General features: G+C 65.1%; 9 protein-coding genes. 3 read left to right on the forward strand and 6 right to left on the reverse strand.

The genetic code is table 11. The annotated features are described in order from the left end of the window. Positions 1–3: 3 nt before the first annotated feature. From CAL28_RS21645 to CAL28_RS21660, 4 genes are read right to left on the reverse strand one after another with little or no spacing between them, the layout of a single operon-like run. Entirely contained in the window at positions 4–795 is a 792-nt protein-coding gene (locus tag CAL28_RS21645) for an ABC transporter permease (protein WP_094843252.1), read from the reverse strand. 28 nt (positions 796–823) lie between these two features. Next, positions 824–1,648: an ABC transporter permease gene (locus tag CAL28_RS21650; protein WP_094843253.1), complete on the reverse strand. Its 825-nt coding sequence runs from the start codon at positions 1,646–1,648 to the stop codon at positions 824–826. Between the two features lie 28 nt (positions 1,649–1,676). After that, positions 1,677–2,708: an ABC transporter substrate-binding protein gene (locus CAL28_RS21655; RefSeq protein ID WP_094843254.1), complete on the reverse strand. Its 1,032-nt coding sequence runs from the start codon at positions 2,706–2,708 to the stop codon at positions 1,677–1,679. Positions 2,709–2,730: 22 nt separating this feature from the next. Continuing rightward, on the reverse strand, positions 2,731–3,750 hold the full coding sequence (locus CAL28_RS21660; protein WP_094843255.1) for a LacI family DNA-binding transcriptional regulator: 1,020 nt from the start codon (positions 3,748–3,750) through the stop codon (positions 2,731–2,733). 306 nt (positions 3,751–4,056) lie between these two features. On the opposite strand from CAL28_RS21660, the gene CAL28_RS21665 reads away from it, so the two are divergent. The 3 genes from CAL28_RS21665 to CAL28_RS21675 all read left to right on the forward strand — a co-directional run bounded on the left by CAL28_RS21665 (position 4,057) and on the right by CAL28_RS21675 (position 9,577). Next, positions 4,057–5,490, forward strand: a complete 1,434-nt coding sequence (locus CAL28_RS21665; RefSeq protein WP_094843256.1) for an ATPase domain-containing protein — start codon at positions 4,057–4,059, stop codon at positions 5,488–5,490. Positions 5,491–5,524: 34 nt separating this feature from the next. After that, positions 5,525–5,893: a response regulator gene (locus CAL28_RS21670; protein ID WP_094843257.1), complete on the forward strand. Its 369-nt coding sequence runs from the start codon at positions 5,525–5,527 to the stop codon at positions 5,891–5,893. A 207-nt stretch (positions 5,894–6,100) separates the two neighbouring features. Further along, entirely contained in the window at positions 6,101–9,577 is a 3,477-nt protein-coding gene (locus CAL28_RS21675; protein WP_094843258.1) for an autotransporter domain-containing protein, read from the forward strand. Between the two features lie 25 nt (positions 9,578–9,602). On the opposite strand, the gene CAL28_RS21680 is transcribed toward CAL28_RS21675, so the two are convergent. Beyond that, entirely contained in the window at positions 9,603–11,096 is a 1,494-nt protein-coding gene (locus CAL28_RS21680; RefSeq protein ID WP_094843259.1) for a DASS family sodium-coupled anion symporter, read from the reverse strand. Positions 11,097–11,183: 87 nt separating this feature from the next. Then, entirely contained in the window at positions 11,184–11,873 is a 690-nt protein-coding gene (locus CAL28_RS21685) for a haloacid dehalogenase type II (protein ID WP_094843260.1), read from the reverse strand. Between the last annotated feature and the right edge of the window lie 46 nt (positions 11,874–11,919).

The raw sequence follows: 11,919 nt of genomic DNA on the forward strand, positions 1-11,919 counted from the left end.
GCCCTAGCGCTTGGCGGTGCGCGGCCTACCGCGTCCGGTGACCTGCAGCAGCACCAGCAGCGGCACGATGATCAGGAAGAACACGGCGGTATAGGCGCTGCCGACCTCCAGGCGCAGCGATGCATAGGCATCGGCAAGCCCTACCGGCAGGGTCTTGGTTTCCGGGGTATGCAGCATCCAGGTCAGATTGAACTCGCCCAGCGAGAGGGTCACGACAATCAACGCCCCCGCCACGATTTCCGACCGGATGTTCGGCAGCACCACGGTAAAGAAGCGTCGCAGGAAGCGCGCGCCCAGGCTGGCCGCGCCCTCCTCCAGCACCTTGATGCGCCCGTCCGCGCAGGCGGCAGATACGGCGCGCACCATGAACGGCAAGGTGAAGACGACATGGCCGGCCACGATAAACGCCAAGCTCTCGCGGAAGGCACGCACGCCGCCATAGACGCTGATCAGCGCCAGCGCGCTGGCCAGGCCGGGCAGCGCGATGGGCAGCGTCAGGAGTTCCTCGATCCAGCGGGCGTAGCGGCTGCGCCAGCGGGCCAGGATGTATCCGGCCGGCACGCCCAGCACGGCGACGATGGCCAACGTGGCCAGGGCGACGTACAGGGAATTGAGAATGGCGCCCTGGTAATCGTGCCAGACCTGGATCACCCACTTCAGCGTCAACCCGGAGGAAATGCCGCGAAAGTAGTTCTGCGTCAGCCCGGCCATGATGGACATGCCGACCGGAACCAGCAGGAATGCGCACATCAGCAGCGTCAGCGCCAGCTGCAGGATGAAAAGAACACGCTTCATCGATTGCTCCTTCACGGGGCCGCCGCCCCTAGCCCGCGGCGCCCACGGAAGGGCCGGAGAAATTACGCGCCAGCATCAGCACGCCCCAGGTGACTACGCCGAGCACCACTGACAGCGCGGCGGCGGTAGCAACGTTCGCGTTCAGGGTGAACTCGGTATAGATGGTCATCGGCAGCACATCGATGTCGGTGGCCAGCGTGAAGGCCGTGCCGAAGGCGCCCACCGACGTGGCAAAGCACATCGCCCCCGACGCGATGAGCGCGGGCGCCAGCGCGGGCAGCGTAATGTCGCGCATCAGCGCCCACGAACGTGCGCCCAGCGACGCGGCTGCTTCGTACAGAGAGGCATCCAGCGATTCGGCCGCCGCCATCACGGCCAGGATCACGCGCGGGATCGAGAAATACAGGTAGCCAAGGAACAGTCCCGCCAGGGAATAGGCGAACACGGCCTTGAAGCCGAACAGCCTGAGCGTCAGGTCGCCGATCAGGCCCTGGCGACCCGCCAGCATGATGACCATGAAACCCACCACCACGCCGGGAAAGGCCAGCGGCAAGGTCAGCATCGAGATCAGCATGGACTTGCCGCGGAATTCATGCCGCGTCAGGAACAGGCCGGCCAGCACCGAAAGCACGAGCGTTGCCAGGGTCACCAGCAGCGACAGCAGCACCGTCTGCCACAGGCTGTCCAGGTACCGAGGATTGGTCAGGACGGCCCGGTACGCCTGGATCGCGTCGCCGTTGCCGGAAATGCGCACCAGCACGGCGATCGGCATCAGCCAGAACGCCAGGAACACCACCAGGGCGGGCAGCAGCATGGCCACGCGCCAACCGCGCGGCAGGGTCAAGTCTTGCATGGTTGTCTCTTGGCCGGCGGCGGCGCGATCAGCGAACGTTCTTCAGGTAGTCCTGGCCGAAGGAGGCCTGCCTGGCGGCAAGCTGCTCCAGGTTCACGGGTCGCACCCGCTCGTAGTCGCTCGCTGGCAGAAATTTCTTGGCCAGTTCCGGGTCCATCGCCCCCTGCCGCACCGGCCGCAGGTAGGCCTGTGCCCAATGCGCCTGTCCTTTGTCGGATAGCGTGTAGTCCAGCACTTTCTTCGCGTCGGCCGCGTGCGGGGCGCCCTTGACCAGCGCCATCACGTACGGCAACGCCACCGTCCCTTCGGCCGGAATGACGAACTGGACGTTGGCGTGGTCCTTGTAAATGGCGCGGTAGGCGTTGAAATCGAAGTCCAGCAGGATGGGGATTTCGCCGGACAGCACGCGCGCATACGAGGTCTGCTTGGGCACGATGGGGTCGTTCTGCTTCAGCTTCTTGAAGTACTCCAGGGCCGGGCCGAAATTATCGATCGTGCCGCCCAGGGCCTGGTTGACCGCCACGGCCGACGCATAGCCGACGAAGGCGCTGCTGGGATCCAGGTAGCCCACCATGCCGCGATATTCGGGCTTGAGCAGGTCCGCCCACGACTTGGGCACCGGCTTGCCCTCCAGCGCATCGCGATTGACGAAAAATCCGATGGTGCCCGAATGAATGGAGAACCACAGGCCGTCGGGGTCCTTCAAGTCGGTGGGGATCTGGTCCCAGTGCGCCGGCTTGTACGGCGCGAGCAAGCCTTTCTTAGCCGCCTCGATGGCCGACGTAATGCCCAGGTAAACGACATCGGCCACCGGCGAGTTGCGTTCGGCGATCATTTGCGCCACCGCCTGCCCGGAATTCTTGTTATCCAGGGGCACGCGGATGCCCAGATCGCTTTCAATGGCCTTGACCTGGCCTGCCCAGTCCGCCCATTCGGGCGGACAGTTGTAGCAGATCACCGTCGGATCCGCCTGCGCGGGCGTGGCGGCCAGCGTGGCCAGCAAGGCCAGGACGCCCGCTCCCGCGGACAACGCCTGCCTGATTCTTGTCTTGAAGCTCATCTTGTCTCTCCTTTGGTGAACGCTATCGAAGCGGTGCTTCGCATGGACGGACGGTTCCGCCCAGCCGCACCTCGTGTTCTAGGATCAAGGCGTCGCCGGCGGCGTCCCGGCCACCGATATGCGCGAGCAGCCTTTGCGCGGCACGGCGCCCGATCTCAGCGCTGGGTTGCCGCACAGTCGCCAAGGTCGGCGCGGTCAGTTCGCCGAAGACCAAGCCATCGAAACCCAGGATGGACATGTCGTCCGGGATCCGCATGCCGGTCTGGCGCAGCGCGCGCATGACGCCCAGCGCCAGCAGGTCGTTGCTGCAGAACAGCGCCGTGGGATGCCAGCGCGCATCGGTGCCGCGCGTCAGGGCTTCCCGCATGGATTCAGCATGCGCGCCGACGTTGAAGTCCACCTCCACCGCCGGCCACGGCATCAGGCCGGCGGCCTGCATGGCATCGCGGTAGCCTTCATAGCGCCGTTTCGCGCGATCGGACGCATGCAGGGCGCCGGTGACCATCGCGATATCGCGATGTCCCTGTTCAATCAGCATGGCCACGCCATCCGCGGCGGCGCGGCGGTTGTCCACCGAAACGCAAGGCTGGTTCGGCGTGTCGTTGTAGAGCAATTGATACGGAACGCCTTCGGCGGCGAAGTCCGCAAGCAGGGAGTTGCGGCCGGCATCGGCCAGGGTCAGCAGGAGCCCGTCCACACGTTGGCGCAAGAGTGTCTCGATCGCGTTGCGTTCGCGGTCCGGGTCGTATTGGGTGGTGACGAGCAGCACGCGGCTGTCGGTGCCGGCCAGCGCGGCTTCGATGCCTTCGACGCAATCGGCGAATACCGGGTTGGAGAGGGTCGGCAACATGACGCCAATCAAGCCGGTTCTTTCGCCACGTAACTGGCGGCCCAAGGAATTAGGGCGGAATTTCAGGGCCGCGATCGCGGCTTCCACGCGCGCCCGCATCTCTGGCCGCACCTGTTCCGGCGCGTTCAGGGCGCGCGATACGGTCGCGATGGAACAGCCTGCGTGCTGGGCGACGTCGCGGATGTCGGGCATGACCTCGCTGCCTGGACGAATGACGATGTGGCAATGTAAACGTTTTCGAAAACGTTTACAACGTGGCGATGCGTGAATTTCGATGCTGCACCGCGGCAAGAGTCCCCCAGGCTCATCGGTACGCCCGCCAGAAAGGATTAGGCCCAAGGTTGTAGAACCCGCGTGCCGACAATCCCCAAGCCCCGGGCACGACAAGTGCGAAAGGCCGGCCTCAAGCTGAACGCCCGCCGGGGCTGGGCACGGCGCTGGCGACGTGCGTCTGAAACACGGACCGCCACGAGCGCGGCGGCAAGAAGGGAGGAAACAGTGGCACGGCATCTCGCACGCACGGCGAGTGGCATAGACGGGCTGGACCGCATACTGCACGGCGGATTCGTCGAAGGCGCTTCCTATATCATCCAGGGCCGCCCGGGGGCGGGGAAAACCATCCTGTGCAACCAGATCGCGTTTTCGCATGCCGCCAACGGCGGCAAAGTCCTCTACGTGACGCTACTGGCTGAAACCCACGAACGGCTATTCCAGGCGATGTCCACGCTGGACTTTTTCAATGCGGAGTACCTGGGCCAAAAAGTCACCTATGTCAGCGTCTTCCAGTCCTTGCGCGAGGAAGGCCTGGGCGCGGTAGTGCAGCTGCTGCGGCAGGAAACCAGGCGCCACCAGGCCACCTTGCTGATCTTCGACGGCCTGCTCAACGCCCGCGATCGCGCCGCGACGGATCTGGACGTCAAGACTTTCGTGGCCGAGGTCCAGGGGCAGGCCGGTTTCGTCGGATGTACGGTTCTGTTCCTGACCAGCACGCGGCTGGACGACAGCAGCCCGGAACACACCATGGTCGACGGAGTGATCGACCTCGGCGACGAAATCTTCGGGGTACGCACGGTCCGCCAGCTGCAAGTCCGCAAATCGCGCGGCAGCCCCGCCATCGGCGGCCTGCATCAGTATGAAATCACGCGATCCGGCGTGACCCTCTATCCGCGGATCGAGGCCGTCGCATGGCCGCTGATCCCACCCGCGCCCGCGATGCTGGGGCAACGCGTCACCAGCGGCAACCACGGCCTGGATGGCCTGATGTGCGGCGGCCTCCCGCGTGGGTCCATCACGCTGGTGGCCGGACCGACAGGCGCGGGCAAGACCACCCTGGGACTGCACTTCCTTAGCGCGGGCTGCGCCGAAGAGCCCGCCCTGCATTTCGGTTTCTTCGAGAAGCTGGCGCTGCTGCAACGCAAAGCCTCCACCTTGGGCATCGGCTTGTCGCCGGACCACGTGCATCTGGCGTGGACGCCCCTGGCGGAAAACCTGCTCGATCGCCTGGGCCATGAATTGCTCGCGCTGGTCACGCGCCATCGCGTGACGCGGCTGTTCATCGATGGCGTCGGAGGTTTCGAACGAGCGGCCACGCATCGCTCCAGGCTGGTCGAATTTTTCACGGCGCTTACCAACCGCCTGCGCGCTACCGGTGTGACGACTCTGGTGACGTGGGAATCGCGCGAGATCCTCGACCAAAGTGCAAAAGCGCCCATGGAACAGCTCTCCGGCATGTTCGACAACATCGTCATGATGCGCCGGATCGAGACGGACCATGGCCCTGAGGGCACGATCGCCATCGAGAAGATGCGCGACAGCGCATTCGACAGCCACACGCACATTCTCGCCATCACGGACAGCGGCTTGCTGATAGGCCCCAGGTGGGGAGAGGACCGCGACACGGGCGATGAGGCGGAAAACCCCGGCGCATATTGACGATGAAGGGAAAACCGCAAGGAGACCGCTCCTCATGGCATTGATCCTGGTCGTGGATGACGAGATCCTGCTCGCGGAGATGCTGGCCGTCATGCTGCGGGACGCGGGCCACGTCGCCCTTACGGCGCCGCATGGGCGCGCGGCACTGGAGCTCATGCAAGCGCAGCGACCGGATCTGGTCATCACGGACTTCATGATGCCCGTGATGACGGGGCTCGAACTGGCCCAGGCCCTACGCGCCGACGGAAACACGCGGGACTTGCCGATCATTCTTTGTACCGGCGGCCAGGGCCTGTTGGCTCGCCAAAGCCCTCACTTGTTCGATCTGGTCGTCGACAAGCCATACGATTACGGGGCACTGCTTTCCCAGGCCGAGCGCCTGGTGCGAAAGACCCGTCGATAAATCGTCGCGAGTGGCTCCCGCTCCACAAACGGATGAGCATGCGGCACGGTCCATAGGGCTTTGCCATGCGGGGCGCCGTTGTAATTTGACAAATCGCGTACCAAAATCAAGACATGATAATTATGTTTTGTTACTCTCGATTCAAATTGCAATAAACGGACAAGGCGGCGATCACATTCGCACCTTCGTAGCCCTGGTGTTGAATCGATGAAAATCCGCAATTTCCGGCGCCAGCGCCGCCACTCCAAGTATCTGACCGTCTCCCGGGCCGCATTCGGCGCGGGATTGTTCCTCGCGGGGGCCGGTGGAGCGCTTGCCCAGTGCGTGACCACGGGGCCGGTAACGACGAACTCCGGCTGCGTGACCTGGAGCGCCGGCGATTTCATCATCACCAGCACCGGCGTCGTCGATGGGACCGCAAATCCCCTCCCGTACGCGCTCAATGCCTCCGGTTCGGTCGGCACGTTGCTCAATCAGGGGATCATCCGCGGAGGTAGCTCGGAAGGCGTCGGGATCGGCGCCGGAACGTTGGTGCCGGCCATTATCAACGAAGGCACGATAATCAGTCCGACCGCGCTTCGGAACGTTGGCACGGTCACCAGCCTCACGAACGCGAGCACCGGCATCATCATCGGCTCGGATGGGTATGGAGTCGAAGCCGACGGTCGCTTCGCCATATCGGGCATCGGCACAGTGGCCAACAACGGGACCATCACGGCGTCGAGCAGCACGCAGGCCGCCATCGCGGCCGTGGCCACCGTCGGAACGCTCACCGGCATCGGCACCATCGTCAACAACGGTTCGATCCTGGCGACCTCCACGGGGGGCGCCGGCATAGGCGGCGCCGCCGGGAGCACCATCGGCACGGTGATCAACGCGGCGAGCGGGAGCATCACCGGTGTCACGGCGGGCATCCTGAACAACGGCACCATCGGCACGATCAGCAATCACGGCCTTATCGCCGGCACCAGCACTGCCGGCGATGCTGCCTACGGTATCGATGCCAATGGCGGCTCTATCGGACTCATCGACAACGGCGGCACGATCCGGGGCGCTTTCGCGGGCGTGGTGGCCGAAGCCGCCACCACCATACAGGCCATCGACAACACGGGGACGATCGCTTCCGCTGTGACCGATCTGGGTGTCAGCACGCCATCGCCCTATACAGGCCTGCTGGTGCGGACGGGCGGCAGCATCGGTTCGGTCACGAACAGCGGCACCATCACTGGCCTGTACAACGCCATACAGATCGACGCCAGCAGTGCGATCGGCACGATCGCCAACAGCGGTCTTATCGCCGGCGACATCACGTCCGCCAGCACGCAGGACCTGATGATCGCGGGCGGCAGCGGCACGGCCATCGGCACACTGACCGGCCTGAGCGGCGGCCTGGCCGAAACCGACAAAGGCTTCATCAAGCTCACGGGAGCCAACCTGGTGTTCACCAGCGGCAATCTGCTGTTGAACGACGACATCGGGGTGAATGCCGGCTATGCCGTGATCAACAACGGCGCGACCCTGCAGATCAACAATCCCATCACCGTGCACGGCGACTACACCCAGACCGGCGGCGGCCTGGCGATCAACGCGGCCAACGCCACGACGTACGGGTATCTGGACGTCAGTGGCAGCGCGTCGGTCAGCAACTCGGCCATCAGCCTGAGCGGAAGCAGCCTGGCCGCGGGACAGACCTACTCCGTCGTGCGCGCGGCGGGCAGCGCCGCCTATAGCGGCAACACGGCATTCGTCTCGGTGAACAACGGCCTGCTCGCGCAGCTGAGCACGGTCGGCGGCAACCTGGTCGCCACGCTGGCGCCCGATGCCCAGCATCATTACTGGGACGGCGCCAACACCGCCGCGGACGGCACCATCGCCGGCGGCTCCGGCACCTGGACGGCGACCGGCACGAACTGGACCAGTACCGATGGCACCAGCAATGGCAAGCTCGATACCGCCGATGTGCGCCCGGTATTCGGCGGCACCGCCGGCACCGTCACGGTGGACAACAGCCTGGGCGCGATCAAGGTCAGCGGCATGCAGTTTTCCACCGACGGCTACCGGGTCACGGGCAGTCCGATCAACCTGACCGCCGCCGCCTCGGCCATCGAAGTGGACGACAACGTCAACGCCACCATCGATTCGGTGCTCCAGGGCAACGGCGGGCTGGCCAAGACGGGCAACGGCCTGCTGATCCTGAACGGCGCGAATACCTACTCCGGCGGCACGACGGTCGATGCCGGTACGCTGGAGATCGGCGATGCCGACCACGCCGGCGCCAGCATCCTGGGCGACGTTGCCGTGGGATCGGCCGGGACCCTGCGCGGACACGGCACGATCGGCGGCAGCGTCACCAACAACGGTGTGGTGCGGCCGGGCGGATCCATCGGCACGCTGACCATCGCGGGCAACTATACGCAGTCGCCCTCGGGCACCTTGTTCGTCGATGTCAGCCCCACCGCGGCCTCGCAGCTGAAGGTCGGCGGAACGGCGACGCTGGGCGGGACCTTGAACGTGCTGTACGGGCCGGGCACCTATAGCGCCGCGTCCTACCGCATCATCGATGCGTCCAGCGTGAGCGGCCAGTTCTCCAGCGTGACCAGCAACGCGCCGGCCGAACTCGCGCAAAGCGTGCAGAGGCTGGCCGATGGCAGCACGCTGACGCTGTCGCCGGCGGGCACCGATAACGGCGGTACGGATAACGGTGGCGGCACGGGCGGCGGCACGGTGGTCGTCAAGCCCACCAACGCCACCATCTTCGGGGCCATGGGCTCGGCCGCCATCCGCGAAGGCCAGCGAGTGAACGAAACGCTGCTCTCGCGCCTGGGACAAGCCTGCGCGGACGCCGCGTCGGCGGCCGACTGCGCACGCCCCGGCCGCCAGGCCTGGGCGCAGATCGTCTCGGATACGGCGCATGTGCGCGGCAACGACGACGCGCCCAGCTACAAGGACAGCCACTACGGTTTCCTGACCGGGCTGGATCACCAGGTGGGCGACTGGACGCTGGGTATCGCCGGCGGCTATAGCCACACCGATGTCTCCGAGGACGATGCCAGCGGCAAGATCGACACGGTGCGCGTGGCCGGCTATGGCAGCCGCCGGCTGGGGCCGGTCGACGTGGCTGCCACGGTGGGCGCGGCCTACGACTTCCTGCAATCGCGGCGCTCCTTCGCGGGACTGGGCAGCGCCAAGGGCGATACGGACGGCCAGGAGATCACCGCCGGGCTGCAGGCCAGCCTGCCGCTGGCGACGGGCCGCTTCACGATCACGCCGCGCGTGGGCCTGCGCTACCAGTACTTCCATGCCGACAGCTTCGGCGAAAACGGTTCGACCAGCCAGAACCTGCACGTCGGCTCGCAGGACATCAACAGCCTGCAGCCGTACGCGCAGCTGGCCGTGGGCCTGCCCTTCACCACGGGGGCGGCGCGGCCCGCGCTGGTCGAGGCGCGGGTGGGCTATGCCTATGAAACCCTGGATGCCAGCCGCACCGTCGCGGCCGCGGCCAGCGACGGCACGCGCTTCACGCTGCCCGGCGTGGCACCGTCGCGCGGCATGCTGACGGCTGGCGTGGGCCTGACGCTGCCGCTCGGCAAGGCGGTCGATATCACGGCGAGTTACGATCGCCTTTTCGATACCGGCAATGTCTCGGCGCAGGCTTTCCAGCTGCAGGGGCGCTACACGTTCTGATGCCGGGCGGCGGTTCGCCCAGCCATCACATCCAGCCCAGCCAGCGCCAGTACGTCAGTCCGAATCCAAGCATCAGCACATAACCGATCACGGTCACGGCGATTCCCACCTTGGCGAATTGCCTGGCCGTGAATGTTTCGGTTCCCAGGCAGACCATATTCTGCGGGGCGTTGATCGGCAGGATAAATCCATAGCTGACCACGAAGCCCAGCAGCATCGTCATGCCCAAGGGGTTGAAATCGCCGGGCAGCGTCGCCAGCACCGAGATCAGTATCGGCAGCATGGCCGAGGTCAGCGCCGTTGCGCTGGCGAAGCCCAGGTGAATCACGATCAGGAAGGCGGCCAGTATCGAGAAAATGCCCAGCGGCCCCAGCTGGGCAAGGCCCGTGTTTTCCACCACTTTCGCGCCCAACCATTGACCGGCATGGGTCGTCAGCAGCGCGGTCCCCAGGCTGATGCCCACCCCGAACACGATGACCGTTCCCCACGGGATCCGCGACTGAACGTCCTTCCATGTCATCACGCCGATGCGCGGCAGCAGCAACAGCACCAGGCCGAAATAGGTGGTGGAGGTCGTGTCGAAGCGATGGAGCTTGCCTTCCGTGGCCCAGCACAATAGCAGCAGCACGGAAACCGCCATCAGGCGCTTCTGGGCGCCCGTCATGGGACCGAGCTCGCGCAGCGATTCTTCGACGGCCTCCTTTCCGCCGGCGATATTGTCGCTTTCAGGGGGCAGCATTTTCAGCACAAGGAAGACCAGCACGGCGGACATCACGACGGCCCACGGCGCACCCGCGACCAGCCAGTCCGACCAGGTCACGCGGGCGTGCAGCATTTTCTCCATGAAACCTATCGTCAACAGGTTCTGCGCCGCCGCGGTCTGGATACCGACGTTCCAGATGCTGGTAGCCTGCGCCACGATAATCATGATGCCGGCGGCGATATTCGACCGCTTATCGACGCCGAATGCCGCTATCACGCCCATCATGATGGGCACCACCGCCGCGCTGCGAGCGGTAGCGCTGGGTACCACCAGGCTAAGGACGATGGTCACCGCGATGCAGCCGATCAGGATGCGCCGCGTGCTGGTTCCTATCTTCGATAGCGTCACCAACGCGATCCGGCGGTCGAGCCCGGTGTAGGTCATGGCTGCGGCGATGAAAAGCGCGCCCGCCACGAGCGCCAGCGCCGAATTGGCAAAACCGGTCAATGCCATGCCGATGGCCGCCGAGGTGCCGTATACCGATGCGGGATTGCCGACGACGGGCGCCGTTCCCAGCAGGAACGCCATCAACGTCGTGATCATGATCGCACTGGCTTCGTACGAGACGGCTTCCGTTACCCACACCACCACCGCGAATACCAGGATGGCCAGCATACGGTGCCCCGCCGCGGGCAGGTCGGGCGTCAATGGCAACAGCAACACGACCACCATGGCCCCGATCCCCGCGATCAGGCCCATGGGAAGCTTGCTTCCCCGTGCGCTCTTGGTCGCCCCGGCAGCGCCTGTTGTCGCCATCTCGATCTCCGTCAAAGCTGGGATGAATCTCGCTTTTAACCGGAGGCAAATGGCTTTTCAACTTGCGCCGGGGGGCTGATCCCGCGATCAGGCTGCGCCGGCTTGCCGGTCGACCAGGCCGGGCAAGGCATCCATAGAGGTAGCGGTCATGTCAGGTTGCACGCCCAGTTCATCGAAACTGTTGCCGGCGCGGTTGATCCAGCAGACCGGGAAGCCGAAGTGGCGTGCGCCGGCGGCGTCCCAGGCATTGGAGGACACGAAAAGAATGTCCGAGCGGTGCAGCCCCAAACGGGTCTCCGCCAACTCGTAGACCTTCGTGTGCGGCTTGAAAAGCCGCACACTGTCCACGCTGATCAGTTCCGCGAAATGATGCCGCAGCCCGGAGTTACCCACCACGCTGTCGATCGAATGCACCGAGCCATTGGAAAGAATGGCCAGGGGCAAGCCGCACCGCTGCAGCGCGGACAGGGCCGCCGGAACTTCCGGGTGGGGCTGCAGGTGCAGATACGCATCGCACAGCGTCGCCCGGGTCTTGTCGTCCAGCGCCAGCTTCAGTTGCCGGCAGGTGAAGACCAGCGCATCTTCCGTGGCCGCCTCGAAGGACAGATACTGTCCCATCAGGGTGCGCAGCCAGGTGTATTCCAGCTGCTTCTGCCGCCACATCGCACTGATTTCAAGTCCGCGGCCGGGGTAGAACCCGCTGCATTGGCGGGCGACCGAATGCACGTCATAAAGCGTGCCATAAAGATCGAAGACCACTGCTTTTACAGGTTTCATTTCAAGCCTCATAGGTGAAGTGGCGAAAAGGCAGGGCTGCCCTTGG

The organism is Bordetella genomosp. 11, from assembly GCF_002261215.1.
In the GTDB taxonomy this organism is placed as follows: Bacteria; Pseudomonadota; Gammaproteobacteria; order Burkholderiales; family Burkholderiaceae_B; genus Bordetella_C.